The sequence below is a fragment of the Aliidiomarina iranensis genome (assembly GCF_003987135.1).
GTDB classification, from domain to species: Bacteria; Pseudomonadota; Gammaproteobacteria; order Enterobacterales; family Alteromonadaceae; genus Aliidiomarina; species Aliidiomarina iranensis.
This window is the reverse complement of the sequence record NZ_PIPJ01000002.1, coordinates 226,979-243,752: the sequence shown is the minus strand read 5'-3', so window position 1 is coordinate 243,752 and position 16,774 is coordinate 226,979. Positions and strand designations below refer to the sequence as shown.

Genomic DNA, 16,774 nt, shown 5'->3' with positions numbered 1-16,774 from the left:
ACCCGATGCAGAATTGGCAGTGGCGCTTACTGGATTCAGACGAACTAGCAATTGATTTGGGTAAAAAGGTTACGCAAACCTTATCCTTCAAGCGTTCGTTTTTGCGTGATCGTTTACCCCAGCAAGTATCTTTCTCCATGGATGATGCCGAAACCTTTCAAAACTTTGCCGATTATTTAGATTCATACAGTGCTTTATCTAGCAACGAGCAGTTTGATATAGCCTTACATGCCACAGCGCTGGTTCGTTTCGGTAAACTCATGTTGCCACAGAGCTGGTATTTCAAATTTGGCAACTTCGGTGGTAATGAAGCTTGGCCAGACGATTACCTCTTTTGTTCTTTGAATTCCGGAACTGCCGAAGCTGATTTCTTGATCATCGAAAAAGATGAACGCTGTTCACTATGTATGTTAGTTGATGAAAGTTTTGAAGTTGGTGGTTTTAAAACCATGCAGCGCTTCGAAGTCACTCGCGTTCTAAACGATCGCTTGCAAGAATCACAGCGTCATCCGATTCAACGGAAAGGCTCCTTCAGTTCACAGCAGTGGGCTTAAAAAATACATAAAGCGTTCTGCCATTCGCCGGTAACCAGGTCGATCGTGCCAAGCGTCGACGTCAATGGCACTACTTTGCTGTTTGTAAGTTGAGAGTAACTGGCACACTTGCTTACAACTATCTGCGTTATACAAAGCTACAGAGAGTTCAAAGTTCAGTTGTAAACTCCGCATATCAATATTCATACTACCTACCATCGCTAGTTCACTATCCACAACCATTGCTTTTGTGTGCAGCAAACCTTTTTCAAATAAACGAAGTTCTACGCCGGCATCTAACAGGCCACTATAAAAGGATTCACTGGCAAAACTGGCTATTTTTGAATCACTTATTTTCGGTAGCAAAATACAAACCTGCACATTTCTCTGGGCGGCATGGCACAACGCATCGAATATAGCCTCGGAAGGAACAAAGTAGGGCGTTGCTATGGTGATGCTAGTATTTGCTCGATGAATCATAGAAAGCATAATTTGATGCATCACCGCCTCACCTTGGCCGGGGCCAGACGGAATGATTGAGAGCCACTGGTCACTCACTTCAAGTTCTGTATGTAATTGTGGAAAATTGCGCTCGCCAGTTTCTAATTCCCAATCCCAGGAAAACACCTTAGAGACACCAAAAGCGGCAGCACCTTCAAAGCGCAACATAATATCAATCCAAGGGCCGAACTTTTTGCGAGCGTTAAAATACCGCGGATCAGCCATGTTCATTGAGCCGGTATAACAAGTGGTGTGATCAATAACAATGAGTTTACGGTGTAAACGAAGATCTACCCGGCGGAAAAAATTACGAAATAGATTAACCGGCAAAGATGGTAATAACTTTACGCCCGCAGCGCGCATCCGTTTTAAATCATCATTAAACATGAAAAACGCCCAGCTACCGGCATGGTCAACTAGAATTTCGATACTCACGCCTCGTTTAGCTGCAGCGATTAAAGCTTCGGTGATCTCCTTTACTCGCCCATGTGGATGCCAGATATAAAATTCCATACGAATATCACGCTTGGCGTTCTGAATGTCGGCCAACCACTGATCAAAAATACTATCTGGATCGGCTAATACGGAAAAGTTTTTATAGCTTAAACCACCAATACCATCTCGTTTATGCATGGTTTGGTAGATCGCTCGGGCGGCGTGCCCAGGAGGTTCAGGTGTTTCCTGGGCGCGCAAAAATTTCGTTAGGTTTTCTAAAAATGGCTTACGTAGCGCTTCCGCTCGTTCGGCTCGGCGTTTGCCTAAATGAATTTCACCAAAGAGAAGATAAATGATGACACCAAGGAAAGGGAACACCACAATAATCAATACCCACGCAAGCGAAGAACTTACAGGTCGGCGTTTGAAAATGATGCGAAGAAATACAGTGGCAATCAGTAACCAATAGAAAATAACCAAAAAATCAGATATTTGCACAGTGATGCCTTCATCCAATGAGGGATAGACATACTATAGGGAGTTACTAACGGAAATACAATTGAAAGGCATCGGATTGGTTGCGGGGGCAGGATTTGAACCTACGACCTTCGGGTTATGAGCCCGACGAGCTACCAGACTGCTCCACCCCGCGTCCGATTGAGGGCGTATCTTACCAGTGAATGCTGGCAATGCAACAACAGATTACAGAATAATGCTCAACCGCTTAAATAATCAGCAAAGCGTATGATTTTACCGCAAATATCTCGAGCTTCTCGAAACCGGCTTAACTGTAATCAACACAGACATCCGTGCGCATCTACGCTATAATTCCGCCTCGCGTTTTTGCGTTTTGCTTTTGGAATGAATGGATTTAATGGATAGTTTAAAATTTTTCTTACCTTGTGGGCGTGGCCTCGAGGAATTGCTCGCAGCTGAGATTGAAACCCTCGGTGGGAGAGAAATACAACTGACGAATTCAGGCGTTACTTGCTCCGGTGATCTCCGCTTAGGTTATACCTTATGCATGTGGTCGCGTTTGGGTAGCCGCGTATTACTAAAACTCTCGGAAGCCGAAGTGCATGATCGCTTCGAGTTAGAAAAAGCAGCTGCTGACTATCCATGGCCAGAAGTTTTCAACGAACGTAACACCTTTTCAGTGCGGTTTAACGGCACTAGCGAAACATTACGAAATACACAATTTTCTGCACAAGTAATAAAAGATGGCGTTGTGGATGCCTTTCGCAGAGTAGGTGCTAGGCGGCCAACGGTAGAATCAAAGCAAGCAGAGATAAACATTCAAGGCTACCTGCACAAAGGTTTAGCAACTCTGTACTTAGATTTAGCAGGTACCGGATTGCACGAACGAGGATACCGCCAGGCGAAAGGGGCGGCACCCATTCGGGAAACACTCGCCGCAGCGTTAATTGTTCGTGCGGGTATGAATAAACCGGCAATAAAAGAAGTGGAACATTGGCCAGCACTGGTAGCCGACCCAACCTGTGGCTCCGGTACTCTGTTAATTGAAGCTGCCATGTTGGCTACTGATCGTGCGCCTGGCTTGAATCGAACGCAATGGGGTTTTAATGCATGGCGTGGGCACAAAGCCGCTGTTTGGAACGAAGTGAAAGCAGAGGCAAAGCAACGGTTTGATGCTGGTTTAGCTGCATGTAAAACCGTATTTCATGGCGTTGATAGCGATGCTGGTGTGGTGCAAGCGGCAAATCAAAATATTCGGCAATTGGGTTTTGAAGATTTAATTAAAATTGAAGAGGGTGATGCGGCATCCCCTTGGTTAATCAAGCGGTACAAAAGTGCCGAATCCGGTTTGTTACTGAGCAACCCGCCTTACGGTGAGCGGCTTGGTAGTGAGTTGGGCGCGTGGTTGTTCTATCGTGATTTCGGCCGCCAGTTACGGCAAGGAATACGCGGCTGGAAAGCCGCCATCTTGGCACCCGACGAAGCAATGATCAAAGCAATGCGAATGCGCACGGAAAAGAAATACAAGCTGAACAATGGTGGCATTTCAGTGTTGCTTGCGATTATGGATTTAACCGATGCACAAGATGAGTTTGCTCGGCCGGAAGTGGCTGCATTGAGTAATCGGTTGAGTAAAAATTGGAAGCAACGCAGTAAATGGGTTAATAAAGAGGGCGTTGATTGTTTCCGCGTTTATGATGCGGATCTTCCCGAGTTTAATGCTGCCATTGATTACTATGCCGGTTCATTGGTAGTGCAAGAATATGCAGCACCGAAAGATATTCCAGAGCAGGTAACGGTGAAACGTTGGTGGCATATTCTAGAAGCGGTTATGGATAGTTTGCCGGTAAGCCCAGATCGTATCTTTACGCGACAACGAAAACGGCAACAAGGCGAAAAGCAATATACGCGGGTGTCAACCGATAGCGAAATCATTGAAGTACAGGAGTACAACGCTAAGTTCTTGGTCAACTTAACTGATTATCTGGATACTGGCCTGTTTCTTGATCATCGCTTAGTTCGTAGAGATATCCAGAAGTTAGCGAAAGATAAGCGCGTGCTCAATCTGTTTGCATATACGGGCACGGCTTCAGTGCATGCGGGCTTAGGTGGCGCCAAAGAAATTACCACCGTTGATTTATCGAAAACCTATTTGAATTGGGCTCGCGATAACTTTCGCTTAAACTTTTTAACGATTAATCGATACGAGTTTGAGCAAGCCGATTGTTTACAATGGCTAACTGCAACCGCTGCGGATACTCCGCCACGGCAATGGGATTTGATCTTCATCGATCCGCCAACGTTTTCAAATTCAAAGCGGATGGATGCGGTATTTGATGTGCAACGCGATCATGTTGAGGTTTTGAGCAAAGCCAAGAAGTTGTTAGCGCCGGGTGGTTTGATAATCTTCACCAACAATAAGCGTGGTTTTAAGTTAGATGAGCAAGCTGTGGCAGCAGCCGGATTTGTAGCGAATGATAAAACCCGCGCGAGCATCCCTTTAGATTTCACGAAACAACGTGCCATTCATTATTGCTGGTACCTTACTCATGCCTGAATTTTATTTATTAATGAAAGAACATTGCCCTTTGTGCACGCAAGCGATTCAACTGATTTACGCACAAAAGCTTGATGAACCGATTCAATTAAATGTAGTTGATATCGCTAGCGATCCAGCTTTAGTGCAAGAATATGCAACCTTGGTACCGGTTTTAGTGCGGGCTGCGGATGATGCCGAAATGAAGTGGCCTTTTGCCGAAATTAAATTACAGGAATTCCTCAGTTTATGAGTGTAGTGCTGAGATTAAGTAGTGCCCGCCTTGCCTTTGGCACCGCACCGGTTTTAGATAATGCCGAATTGATTGTAGAAGAGGGCGAGCGCCTATGTATTACTGGCCGCAACGGCGCTGGCAAATCGAGCCTGTTAAAAGTACTGAATAAAGATATTCTTCTTGATGATGGGCAACTACATTCTGTGGGCGAAACTCGGGTTGCTATGCTTCCACAAGACCCGCCAGCGCGCACTCCAGGCAAGGTATTTGATTATGTAGCCGGCGCGTTTGCGGAAACGGGTAAGTTACTCTCTGATTATCAAGCAGTGAGTGAGGCGATTGCTGTTGATGCAAGTAATGAGCAGTTGCTTGAAAAAATGATGCGTATTCAAACTAAGATTGAAGCGAATGATGGCTGGCAACTGCAAACTCGCATTGAACAGGTATTATCGCGCTTAAATCTAGATGGCGATGCAGCAATGGATACCCTTTCAGGTGGGTGGCTTCGGCGTGTTGCATTAGCCAAGGCGCTGGCAACACAACCCGATGTACTGCTACTTGATGAGCCTACTAATCACCTTGATGTAGCAACGGTTGAGTGGCTAGAAAATATGCTCAGTGAATTTCCTGGGGCGCTCGTATTTATTAGCCATGATAGGGCGTTCATTCGCCATTTAGCCTCTCGTATTGTTGATTTGGATCGCGGTACGTTAACAAGCTTTCCGGGAAATTATGATGCGTTTTTGGAAGAAAAGCAGCGGTTACTTGAGGTAGAAGCGGCACAACAGGCCGAGTTCGATAAAAAGCTAGCACAAGAGGAAGTGTGGGTTCGCCAGGGCATTAAAGCGCGAAGAACTCGTAACGAAGGCCGTGTACGAGCCTTGCAAGCGCTGCGCCAAGAACGCTCGCAACGGCGTAAGGTGCAAGGCTCGGTGAAAATTGAACAAGCAAGTGGCGAGCGTTCCGGCAAACTAGTGTTTGAAGCCACAGATATCAGCTTAGCCTTTGGTAAAAAGCGTTTAATTGAACACCTCGATTTGATGATTCAACGGGGTGACAAATTGGCGCTTGTTGGCCCAAATGGTTGTGGGAAGAGTTCCCTAATTCAGCTGATTCTGGGTGATTTACAGCCTACTGAAGGAACGGTTCGGCAGGGTACAAACCTGCAAGTGGCTTATTTCGATCAACATCGGCAGTTATTGAAATTAGATGCATCTATTGCCGATAATGTTGCTGAAGGGAAAAAAGAAGTTACTCATCGTGGCAGAACGAGGCACATTTTTAGTTATTTACAAGATTTTTTATTCTCCCCGCAACAGGCACAAATGCCAGTGAGCGCGCTTTCCGGTGGTGAAAAAAATCGCGTGATGTTGGCAAAAATTCTGTTGCCAGAAAGTAATCTACTTATCCTCGATGAGCCCACCAATGATTTGGATATTGATACACTAGAATTACTTGAGCAAGTGGTTGTGGATTATCCAGGTACGGTATTGGTGGTGAGCCATGACCGTGAGTTTATTGATAATACGGCAACCTCGGTGTTGTTATTCGAAGGGGAAGGGCTAGTAACTGAAATTTTTGGTGGTTTCCACGAAGTAGGGGTGTATCAGCAAGCTAAAAACGAAAAGCTGAATAAGCCTCAGGCAAATCTTAAAAAGCAGGGAACTTCTCCGGATAAAAAGCACTCTGACGAGCAGCCCTCTTTAGGTCAGAAAGCTAACAAGTTATCATACAAGTTAAAACGCGAGCTTGAGCTGCTTCCCAGTAAAATTGAAGCGCTAGAGCAAGAGCTTAATGAATTGCAACAACAATTAAATGACCCTGAATTTTTTCGTCAACCAGTGACCGTTACGTTACCAGTTACAGAACGGGCAGAAACAGTTGAAACTGAGTTGATGCAAGCTTTGGAACGTTGGGATTATTTAGAAAACTTATAACAAGGTAATTGAATGCGCAAAACAAAGATTTCTCTCGTAGTTGCCGCGCTTCTCGGTTCTACAATCGCCGTGAACAGTGCAGTAGCAGAAACCGGTGGCTACCAAGTTACTGATATAGGTGCTGTTCCAGGCGCTATTCACACTTCGCCGCGGGCTATTAATGATAGTGGCCAAGTTGTTGGCCAGCTGGCGGATCTTCGGGATCAAAATATTCGTTTGGATTTGCTCGATCCTGAAGTTTTTGAAAATATCGAGAATTTCGACGACCTAACGGACGGTGAGTATCGCCAAGTCCGTAACTACCTAATTAATAGTGTTGGCGGTAATCCGAAGTTTCAACATTTGGCTAATGAGCTTGGTTTTTTCTACGGTAGCAGCGGGATAACAGAGTTAGACGGCTTTGATACCTTAGATAATGAAACAGGTTTGCGCACGGATAGCGTGAGCTTTCGGGTGTTGGACATGAATAACCAAGGCATTACTGTTGGGCAATCTGCTCCTGCATTTCAGTGGATTGAAGCTGAGGACAACATAGGCGAGCCTTCTCGCTTTCATGTTCGTAGTACTTTTCCACAAGGCGCTTGGACCGACGGTACGAACTACCGGTTAGTTACCGGTGAGCCTGGCTTGGTTATGAACGGAACAGCGAGTTTATTCGCGATAAACGATAACAACGTGGCTGTGGGCATTGCAGCGGTTGAGAACGGCGCTAACTTGCAAGATGCCTTTGATAACCAGTGTACAACTGACGAAGAAGTTGATGAGGATGGCCAACCTATTTACAAAGAACCGGTGGAGGCTTGTTTGCACCGGTATTGGTTCGCGCGCAGCGGGATTCCTGGAGCCGCAACGCCGTTAGCGGTGGAGGAAGCCTATCGCTGGTCGTTTGATAACCAGGGTAATGTTTTGGAGCAAGGGCGTTTAGGTTTAGCTTTCGATAAAGAAGCGGATGCAGAGGATGTGTTCAATACCCTGCGTTACCGCAGTGTTGCCAACGACATAAACAATAATGGTGTTATTATTGGTGTTTCGCAACGGCAAGTTGAAGGTGGAACATTTAGCCGTGCTACTCAATTTACAGAAGAGGGCGCAATCAATATTCTGCAAGATTTATCTGGCCAGAATAGTTCGGTTGCCGTTGCTATAAATGATAACAATGTGGCTGTGGGCTTTAGCAACCTTCTTATTGATGGCAGCACCCGGCAACGTATGTTCTACATGGACCTTACCAATGGCCCGAGTGAACCCACTTATCCTACCGGCTTTTTTGCGGATTCAGATTGGCAACCACGGTCAATTAATAACCAAGGGCAAATAGTAGGTGTTGCTCAAATCGATGCATCAAATTTCGGGCAACGGCGTTCAGCCGGTTTTATGTATGATATTGCATCCGATACTGTTGTTAATCTCAATGCCTATTTGGGCTGCGATAGTGGTTACACAATTCTAGATGCAATAGACATCAATAACTCAGGTGAAATAGCTGCATTAGCAATACGTGTTTCTGAACTTGATGAAGACGGACAACCCACAGAGGCTGCTCGTTTGCGTACTCTGGTACTCAGCCCAGATGGTAGCGAGACTGGTTGTCCAGAAGTAGAGGAAGTTCAGCAGGAACGCAAAGGTGCTTCAACGCATCCGCTGTGGCTTGGTTTTTTAGGCTTAATAGCGATTATTTCATTACGCCGTAGAAAAGCACTTAAATAGCACTTTTTGTTCTATTGAAAAAACAGCCCGATTGTCAGCGCTTTAATCATTAAAAGCACTCTCAATCGGGTTTTTTCATTGAACTTTCTTCATTTTGTAACTATCCATATAGTACGAGCACAAAAATGTTCGTGTACAAAGGTAGATTAACGCACAAGTGAGGTAGTGATAATGAGAAGACAAAAACGTGACCGCATGGAACGTGCCCACTCTCAGGGATTTAAAGCTGGTGTTTCCGGGCGTTCGAAAGAGAATTGCCCCTATCAAAATAGCGATGTACGTTCAGAGTGGCTAGGTGGCTGGCGTGATGCCATTGAAGCACGAACTGATGGCTTGTTCCGACTATAAAATAGCGGTTACAACGAAATAGTAAGCCCCCGTATCGACGGGGGCTTTGTTTTTATAAGCATACTTCGTGGATAAAGTGGCCGAAGTACTAGCGCAGTTAGCCGATTAAAACGCTGAAGTATCTGTAAATAGGCCAACTTTAAGATCTGTTGCTTCGTAAATGGTTCGCCCATCCACCTCTACGGTGCCATCGCCAATACCCACGAAAAGCCGGCGTTTGACCAAACGTTTCATGTGAATTTTGTAGGTCACTTTTTTGTTTGTTGGTAAGATTTGCCCGGTGAATTTCACTTCGCCTACCCCTAATGCGCGGCCACGGCCTGGGCCGCCGGAACATGCAAGAAAGAATCCAAGCGTTTGCCATAGGGCATCTAAACCAAGACAACCGGGCATTACCGGATCACCAGGAAAGTGGCAGGCGAAAAACCACAAATCTGGGTGAATATCGAGCTCTGCTTCAATATAGCCTAATCCGTGCTCGCCACCTTCAGGATCCATAATGGTAATTCGATCCATCATCAGCATGTTAGGAGCGGGGAGTTGGCTGTTACCCGGCCCGAACATTTCGCCACGGCTACAGGCAAGTAGCTCTTCTCGTGTATAACTTGATTGCATATCCAACGTACCTTGCAGTAAAACCCTCGGGATATTCACCAAGGGTAAAGTTTTAAGTGTGGGTAGCTTAGCGAACACTTGTACGCTAAACAAGTCCGAACAGTGCTGATTATGATTCGGTTGTATCAGAATTCTTAAACAGGCGTTGCCACCACGGTTTGTTCGGCTGATGTTGTGAGCTAATCACTGCTTGTAGGCGCTGATGAATACGCCCGAAAAGACCATCTTTATCTTCGTTTGAAGGTTCACCACAGGGCGTATTCATTAACAATTCAAAGGCTTCGGTGGTGTGGCTCACTGCATAGACAGTAAAGAGATTTTGTGCCACAGCTGCTCGGATTTCCTGGCTTAGGTGAATATTTACTAAATTCGATTTCGGCACAATAACTGCGTGCCGGCCACTTAAACCACGGCGTTTGCAGATTTCAAAATATCCTTGGATTTTTTGATTAATTCCACCAATCGCTTGCACGTTGCCGAATTGGTCTATTGCACCAGTCACCGCAATAGATTGGTCTATCGCAACTTCACTTAATGCCGATATTAAGCAGCAGAGTTCAGCCAATGATGCGCTGTCACCGTCAACTTCGTGGTAGGATTGTTCAAACACTACGGTTGCCGATAGCGGCATAGGCTCTTGCTTGGCGAATAAATTAGCCAAATAAGCCGTTAAAATCATGATACCTTTAGTATGAATACTGCCACTTAGATCGGCTTTGCGCTCAATATCAATGATGTCACCATCACCGTAATGTACCGTGGCGGTAATACGCGATGGTTCACCAAATTCAACACCACCCATGCCCACAATAGTAAGGCCATTAATCTGGCCCACAACGGTGCCTTCAGTATCAATTTGTACCTGCTGTTCAATAATCGATTGCCAATTTAGCTCGGCGAGAAGCCGATCACGATTTTCAGCATCGATATTTGCCTTAGAAATGTGTTCGCCTTGAATTTCAGTTTCTCCAGCTAAGGAAGCCAATACTTCCGCTTCTTCAAGCAGCTGTATCAGGGCAATAGCATCGAGGCTGAGTTCCTGTTGATGGGAAGTGGAACATGCTGATATTTCTAGCAATGTAGATATAGCTGATTTTGCCAGTGGCCGGGTACGTGCTTTGTTCTCAACATAGGCTAAAAAATCGAAATAGGGCGCCACTGGTTGTGTTTGTGTGGCATAAAAGCCATTAAATTCAGCAAAATAAGGGAAGATATTGGCAAATTCACCATCATAATCTTGCAGCGTGCTATATAGCTCCCGGCTGCCGGTTAAGATAACTTTGATATCCACCGGAATCGGATCGGGCTCGTAGTGAATTGCTGCTTGAGTTGTGCTTGGCTGTTCCCACTCATAAACGCCAGTACGAAGAATATGTTTAAGCTGCCGCCAGAGTTCAGGTTGAGTTACCAGTTCTGCTGCATTCACCACCAAGGTGCCGCCGTTGGCTTGCAAAAGTGCACCAGGGCGAATTAAGTGCAATTCGGCGCTTATAGTGCCTTCAATGCTTTGCAAGCGAATATCCCCAAATAAACTCGCTTGTGATACTCGATCACAATAATACCAAGGTTTGGGCTCGGTGTGAGAAATCACTACACTTGCTAATTCAGATCCGGGAATATCATCGAACAGCTTATCCGCTACCAACTCTAGGTAATGGCGAAAGCCGGCTGAGGCATAGGTTTCAGTTAACTGATTAAAGCGTTCTTTGCGCTCGCCCGGAAGCTTCTCTAAATACTCCCATAAGCCCACAAGTGCAGCTTCAGCCGTTCCCGGTGGTAAACTGATACAAATTGGCGCTCGCTCATCTTCAGGATTTGCCAGATACACCCAATCGTGCATGGAATCTGTTGTCCAGCCTTGTTCGCTAGACATGCGCTGAACCACATCTTCAACAATAACGCCAGAGGGTAAAGCCATGAAGATGTGAGAAACACTAGATCTTATGTGCTGGCTTCGGGCAATGGCGGTTACTGCGCGTTCTTGGCCTATTAATGGGTTAGGGGAAACCGCATTGGGGTACTCATTCAGCCATGCTTGCGTTGATGCAACTAATTGCGTAACGGGGAGTTTTAAATGCTCAGCAAATTCACGCGAGGCGCTTTTTTCTATCATGGCGAGGTGGCACACTAAGTTGAATTAAATTATTGGCTATCATACGTGATCCTTTGGTCTCGGTGAAGCGTTGTTGCGTATAGTACTTGTGTAGTATTTGCATAGTACTTGCATAGCATGGGCATGGTACTGGTAGAGTACAAACATAGTTAACAACGCAATACACAGTTTTTGCATAACCCGAACATAGCATCAGATACATATTTTGGGCACTATAGGCGAGCACTGATGTTAAATTACTAGTAATGAGTTACAAGGGAAAACTAATTATGCGGCATGATGGCAATGGAATAAAACGAGCTAAATCACTTGGCTTAGCAGCCTTTCTGTTGGGTGGTTTGTCTGTATCTATGGCGGCAACTGCACAGGAATCAGAAGAGCAACGAGTAGGGGGGCGGCCACTTGGATTTAGCTTAGGTTTTGGTGTGATTTCATCAAACCCAAGCTATGTGGGGATGGACGCTGATGTGATAGCGGTACCTTTTATTGGTTATGAAGGTGAGAATTATTACTTCCGCGGTTTAACCTTTGGCCGACATTTAATCCAAAGTCGTACGCATGAACTTTCTGCGGTGTTAGCTATCGAACCATTTCGCTTTAAGCCAAAAGAATCCGACAATCAACAAATTCAACAGCTAGATCGGCGTAAATTTAGCCTTGGAGCCGGCATTAACTATCGTTTTAATAGCCGCTATGGCAGTATCGCAACCTCATTAAGTACAGATGTATCAGGGCGTCATGATGGTCAACGTTTGCGGGTGCGTTATAGCTTTCCTTTGAATCAGCCCGGCCAAGCTTGGCAATTATCACCAGAAATTGGTGTTACTGTGGTCAGTAAGGATTATGTCCGTTACTACTTTGGTGTTGATGCAGCGGAATCAGCTGTAAGTGGGTTGCCTGAATACTCAGGTGATCATGCGATTAATCCTGAAATCGGTATTGGTGGCTACTACATGTTCTCGGAACGTTTGAGTGTTACGGGGAATATAAGTTTTAGCCGCAGCGATAGCGCGATTGCTAACAGCCCGATGGTGAGTAGTCGCAGTGCTCGCAGCATTATTCTGGCATTAAGTTACCGCTTTTAATCAAGTTAGATGAATTTTAAAAGGCCTGAACTCGCGTAAGCATCGAATTCAGGCCTTTTTGTTATTTAATAAAACTCTGTAAAAAGCTTAAACGTTTTACCATAAATTAGCTCGTAGTCACGGGCTTTTCATTGAGCTTTTGGTTCAGTTAGAACTTATAACGAACGCCTAACCGAAGTTCATTGTCAAAACCACGATTATTGATGCTGTAACTACCGGCTAAATTTAGTTCGTTGCTAAGTGCATAGGTAAGGCCACTGCGAAAACGGAAGAAACCATCCAATGCTGTATCGTGTAATAATTCAAAGGTAGAGTTGATACCCTGATCAATTTCTAGGCTAACCCCGGCACCAAAATAAACACCGGTATCGAATGAATAATCGGAATAACCAGCTGTAACAAACATTGGAGCATTACCCAAAGCTAAATCGGTAAGATATTTACCACCAACACGCACAGTTGTATCGTAAGTATCACCAATCTCCGCATTGATAACTAGGCGCTCCGCTACGTGAGTAGAGCCTTCTAAATAAAAGCCACCGTCGCCAAAATCGTAAAAGCCACTCCCTACATAATTCCATTCTGAGGCTACTGCATTCGCAGATAATGCGAATGTACCGGTTGTCACGGCGATAACTATTAGGTGCTTGAGTGATTTCGTATTCATAGATTCATTCCTTGGGTGGTTGAAAACTGCTAAAGAGAATAATGAATGGGCAATACCATTACAATTCTCAATCCGTAAATAGCGCGTAAACATACTGCGAAAAACAAAAACTAACTACAACAGCCGCATAGATGGCGATTCTATTAGCGTTATGGTGAAATGATGTATCGTGTAACATTATAAATCATAATTCGCATAATGTATATTATGTTAAATTAAGAAAGTAGAAGCCTCATCTTTAGAAGCTAGATATTACGATCAAAATAAACGGCTACTTGTTATCTAATCAAAAAGAAAGCTTGAAACACAAAAAGCTCACTGTGTTTTATCACAGCAAGCTTCTACATTGACGGATTATATAATTAAGACTTCTTACTTAGTTTGCTTCAATACTTCGGTTAACCCAGCTACGGCGCCACCAATATTGCTTAGCTCCGCTGGCAGAATTAACGTATTGGTTTCTTTGGCTAACTTTCCAAACTCTTTTACATATTGTTCTGCAACGCGCAAGTTAACTGCATCACGGCCGCCAGGCTCATTAATAGCAAGTGCTATCTTTTGTAAACCTTCAGCCGTTGCTACTGCGATTAGCTCAATTTCTTTCGCGCGGCCTTCTGCTTCGTTGATTTGCTTCAGTTTTTCACCTTCTGAAAGGTTAATCACTTCCTGTTTCTGACCCTCAGAAACGTTGATCATGGCTTGCCGCTCACCCTCAGATTTTGCGATTGCCGCTCTTCGTTCACGTTCGGCACGCATTTGCTGTTCTAGTGCATCTTTAATCGAAGCTGGCAATTCAATATCAGAGATTTCATAGCGTAGAACTTTAATACCCCAAGGAGATGCTGCTTCATCAAGAGCTTTTACAACTTCTTCGTTAATCGCCGCCCGTTCTTCAAAGGTTTTGTCCAAATCAGTTTGGCCAATCACCGAACGCATCGTGGTTTGCGCTAGTTGTGAAGCTGCGTAGCGATAATCATTGATACCGTAACTTGCTTTGTAGGCATCGATTACTTGAATGTACAACACGCCGTTAATGCCTACTTGAATGTTATCTTTAGTAACACAAGCCTGCCTTTCAACGTCAATCACTTCTTCTTTAAGTGTCTGTATATACGCAACTTTATCAATAAATGGAATCAGCAAATGAAAGCCAGAATCCAATGTACGGCTGTATTTACCAAGACGCTCAATGACATAGTTTGAACGTTGCGGCACAATGCGCGCCGTTTTCACGATAACAATGATTACTGCGATAGCGAAACCGATCGAGAGAATGCTACCTATATTGATTTCTTCCATTTTAGCCTTCCTTTAATGTGACTAATAAGTGTTACTAATAAATGCTACTTATAAATTTAATGGTTTAGTTTTTGTAACGGTTAAATGAATTCCTTCGTTTTTCGTTACATAGGCAACATCGCCCTTCTTTAACTCATCTTCTGAGCGCGCGTCCCATTGCACGCCATTCAAAATTACTCGGCCACTACCTTGATGGAAATCTTGATGAACCGTTACGCGTTCGCCAAGATCTTTTTTAAATTCAGTTCCGTGCTCGTCTTTATTAGCGATATAACCATTGAACCAGCTTTGCAGCTTGCCGCGGGCTAAAAACAAAGTAGTTAAGCTGACAACACCAAACACTAAATATTGCGCAGCGGTACTCTCAATCAAGCCAATTTTCAGCAGAACACCGGTAACGATAGCTCCGATACCTAAAAATACCGCCACTACACTCGTTGCCAATAACTCTGTGATGATAAGAATAACACCAATTACAATCCAAATAACTGCAGCAGTCATTCTGCCTCCTTTGGTAGCTTTCAAATAAGCTAAATAAAAACAATGCGCTCGAATTAAATTAACATACTTTAAGTTATGGCATCATGATTTAAAGTTAAAGTCATTAGAAACACCATACTCACCATCAAGATACACTTTTTGGCCTAGAGCATCAGTTACCATAACCTGCCCCTGCTCTAATTTCATCCCACTATTTGTGTCTTGCGAGCTGGCATTGTGCAGATAGTGTAGAGCAGCATTTGCTGGCAAAATTAGTGGGCGGCGGAATGTTATATCCATAGCCAATAACGGAGCGGATAGCCCCGATTCGATGTCGGCTTGCGCTTGCGCTACGGAATACATACCGTGAATAATCGGCCGAGAAAATCCAAACCAACGGGATAGCCAAGGGTGTAAATGTATCGGATTGTAATCACCCGAAAGTTGCGCGTATGAACGGCCGGTTTCGCTACCAAGTTGCCAAAGTTCGGCACATGTATACCCTTGTAGGTCGGGAGCAGCTAATTCTCTACGGCGCCCTACTTTCGGTGCCTCTCCGCCACCTACTTGATAGGTGCTATGGCATTCGGCAATGAGTGTATTGCCCTGATAAAACGCCACCTTATAGATAGGCCGCACTCGTTTTCGAGTTCCCGCACGCTCCGGCATTTCAATACTAACGTTAAGAAAAAAGCCCTGGTTCAGTTTCGGAGCGCTGTGATACACCATGGCGTTAGCCACGTGCACCATACCTAAAATTGGCCAAGGAAACTCTGGATTCAGCATTGCCGCCAAGTGCGCTCTTTGGGCCAATAAATAAAAGTACGTTAAAGGCACCGCGCTTTGGAACCCTGAAAAAGTGCGTTTGTAACGTTCAAGGTGCTCCCGATCAAAGGCCTCAGCACGAAAACTAAATTGTAAATCATTTGGTTCTGCAGGCGCTTGCCTACGAATCATTGTGGGTACAGCACGCAACAGCATTAGTGGTAATGCTGGTAATTCCTTTTCTTTTGACATCGAGCCTTGCTTTAGCGATGACATAATAACCACTCCATAAGCGCTGAAAACACTAGTATAGTAGCAAACCTGCTAGATGCTGGACACAACTACCATTGTGATTGAAATGAAATATTTACTTGTTCCACGTCATCCAATTTAGTTGCATGAGCAATGCTAATCTCTAACTGCCAAAGCATATCAGGATCAGTGCAAGCTCCAAGGTATATGTCAGCTTGCCATAAGTTAGCTGTGATTGGTTGCCAAACAACAGGAATTCTTCCCATATACATACTCAAACCAGTGATCTCACTGGCTACAATTACCGTTTCCAAAGGTGTACGTAAATGCATTGATATGGGCTGTTCAACTGTCATTAACGGATCCGAGCTACGTAGTTCAACCGGGCCAAAACCTGTATTGAAACTACATTCGCGGCTCAGCTGAGTACCAGTAGTATCAGCATCTTCATACTTATCCTGCATTGCACATAGTTGGCCCACCTGCGTGGTTGATTCTTCTGTGCTACACCCAGCCAGAAGAAAAAAACAAAAAACAACAAAATAGGTGGTTTTGTGAACACTACGCGTAAAAAGAATACAACTCATGCCGTGATTTGCTAACATTTGCTACAACTCCATAATTTCAATGGAAGGATACATTCAACAAAACAATGTTTTATTTGATCTTAGTCATGTTTGAAAAGCACGTTAACTCTGTATTTCCAGTTATAAAAGCCTTACAATTACCATCTTTTCGGGATTGTCTGAAGCAGCAAGAAAAAGCGCATCAACAGCCCAATCTCTGTTC

Annotated in this window: 15 protein-coding genes and 1 tRNA gene; 7 read left to right on the top strand and 9 right to left on the bottom strand. The window is 44.5% G+C overall.

Annotated elements, in window-relative coordinates:
• Positions 1–5 precede the first annotated feature (5 nt).
• Positions 6–554, top strand: coding sequence for a cell division protein ZapC domain-containing protein (locus tag CWE08_RS04225; protein ID WP_157981226.1), 549 nt, complete (start codon positions 6–8; stop codon positions 552–554).
• On the opposite strand, the gene cls is transcribed toward CWE08_RS04225, so the two are convergent.
• Together cls and CWE08_RS04215 are read right to left on the bottom strand one after the other, a co-directional pair.
• On the bottom strand, positions 537–1,967 hold the full coding sequence (gene cls, locus CWE08_RS04220) for a cardiolipin synthase (protein ID WP_157981225.1): 1,431 nt from the start codon (positions 1,965–1,967) through the stop codon (positions 537–539). The two genes, CWE08_RS04225 and cls, sit on opposite strands and share 18 nt — an antisense overlap.
• Positions 1,968–2,044: 77 nt before the next feature.
• Positions 2,045–2,121, bottom strand: a tRNA-Met gene (locus CWE08_RS04215).
• 222 nt (positions 2,122–2,343) lie between these two features.
• On the opposite strand from CWE08_RS04215, the gene rlmKL reads away from it, so the two are divergent.
• The 5 genes from rlmKL (at position 2,344) to rmf (ending at position 8,709) form a co-directional block, all read left to right on the top strand.
• Positions 2,344–4,503 carry a bifunctional 23S rRNA (guanine(2069)-N(7))-methyltransferase RlmK/23S rRNA (guanine(2445)-N(2))-methyltransferase RlmL gene (gene rlmKL / locus CWE08_RS04210; protein WP_126765912.1) on the top strand — a complete coding sequence of 720 codons (2,160 nt, stop codon included), beginning with the start codon at positions 2,344–2,346 and terminating at the stop codon, positions 4,501–4,503.
• Positions 4,496–4,735, top strand: a complete 240-nt coding sequence (locus CWE08_RS04205) for a glutaredoxin family protein (protein WP_126765910.1) — start codon at positions 4,496–4,498, stop codon at positions 4,733–4,735. Before rlmKL ends, CWE08_RS04205 begins: the two co-directional genes overlap by 8 nt.
• Positions 4,732–6,654: an ATP-binding cassette ATPase Uup gene (uup, locus tag CWE08_RS04200; RefSeq protein WP_126765909.1), complete on the top strand. Its 1,923-nt coding sequence runs from the start codon at positions 4,732–4,734 to the stop codon at positions 6,652–6,654. Before CWE08_RS04205 ends, uup begins: the two co-directional genes overlap by 4 nt.
• 12 nt (positions 6,655–6,666) lie before the next feature.
• Entirely contained in the window at positions 6,667–8,361 is a 1,695-nt protein-coding gene (locus CWE08_RS04195) for a DUF3466 family protein (RefSeq protein WP_126765907.1), read from the top strand.
• 171 nt (positions 8,362–8,532) lie between these two features.
• Entirely contained in the window at positions 8,533–8,709 is a 177-nt protein-coding gene (rmf, locus tag CWE08_RS04190) for a ribosome modulation factor (RefSeq protein ID WP_126765905.1), read from the top strand.
• Positions 8,710–8,814: 105 nt separating this feature from the next.
• On the opposite strand, the gene fabA is transcribed toward rmf, so the two are convergent.
• Both fabA and CWE08_RS04180 read right to left on the bottom strand, forming a co-directional pair.
• A complete protein-coding gene (fabA, locus tag CWE08_RS04185) occupies positions 8,815–9,324 on the bottom strand; it encodes a 3-hydroxyacyl-[acyl-carrier-protein] dehydratase FabA (RefSeq protein WP_126765903.1) in 510 nt (169 codons plus the stop codon).
• A gap of 109 nt (positions 9,325–9,433) precedes the next feature.
• The gene (locus tag CWE08_RS04180; protein ID WP_126765901.1) at positions 9,434–11,437 is read right to left on the bottom strand and encodes an AAA family ATPase; all 2,004 of its coding nucleotides are present in this window, start codon (positions 11,435–11,437) and stop codon (positions 9,434–9,436) included.
• A gap of 269 nt (positions 11,438–11,706) precedes the next feature.
• Here CWE08_RS04180 and CWE08_RS04175 point away from each other — a divergent pair, with 269 nt between their 5' ends.
• Positions 11,707–12,522, top strand: a complete 816-nt coding sequence (locus tag CWE08_RS04175) for a MipA/OmpV family protein (protein WP_157981224.1) — start codon at positions 11,707–11,709, stop codon at positions 12,520–12,522.
• A 148-nt stretch (positions 12,523–12,670) separates the two neighbouring features.
• Here CWE08_RS04175 and CWE08_RS04170 read toward each other — a convergent pair whose 3' ends face one another.
• The 5 genes from CWE08_RS04170 to CWE08_RS04150 all read right to left on the bottom strand — a co-directional run bounded on the left by CWE08_RS04170 (position 12,671) and on the right by CWE08_RS04150 (position 16,590).
• Positions 12,671–13,189 (bottom strand): hypothetical protein, encoded by a 519-nt coding sequence (locus CWE08_RS04170; RefSeq protein WP_126765898.1) that lies wholly within the window; start codon positions 13,187–13,189, stop codon positions 12,671–12,673.
• 372 nt (positions 13,190–13,561) lie between these two features.
• Positions 13,562–14,488, bottom strand: coding sequence for an SPFH domain-containing protein (locus CWE08_RS04165; protein WP_126765897.1), 927 nt, complete (start codon positions 14,486–14,488; stop codon positions 13,562–13,564).
• A gap of 48 nt (positions 14,489–14,536) precedes the next feature.
• Complete coding sequence (locus tag CWE08_RS04160) at positions 14,537–14,989, bottom strand: NfeD family protein (RefSeq protein WP_126765896.1); 453 nt, start codon at positions 14,987–14,989, stop codon at positions 14,537–14,539.
• Between the two features lie 81 nt (positions 14,990–15,070).
• On the bottom strand, positions 15,071–16,009 hold the full coding sequence (locus tag CWE08_RS04155; RefSeq protein WP_126765895.1) for a MaoC/PaaZ C-terminal domain-containing protein: 939 nt from the start codon (positions 16,007–16,009) through the stop codon (positions 15,071–15,073).
• A gap of 65 nt (positions 16,010–16,074) precedes the next feature.
• Positions 16,075–16,590 carry a hypothetical protein gene (locus tag CWE08_RS04150; RefSeq protein WP_126765894.1) on the bottom strand — a complete coding sequence of 172 codons (516 nt, stop codon included), beginning with the start codon at positions 16,588–16,590 and terminating at the stop codon, positions 16,075–16,077.
• Positions 16,591–16,774 lie beyond the last annotated feature (184 nt).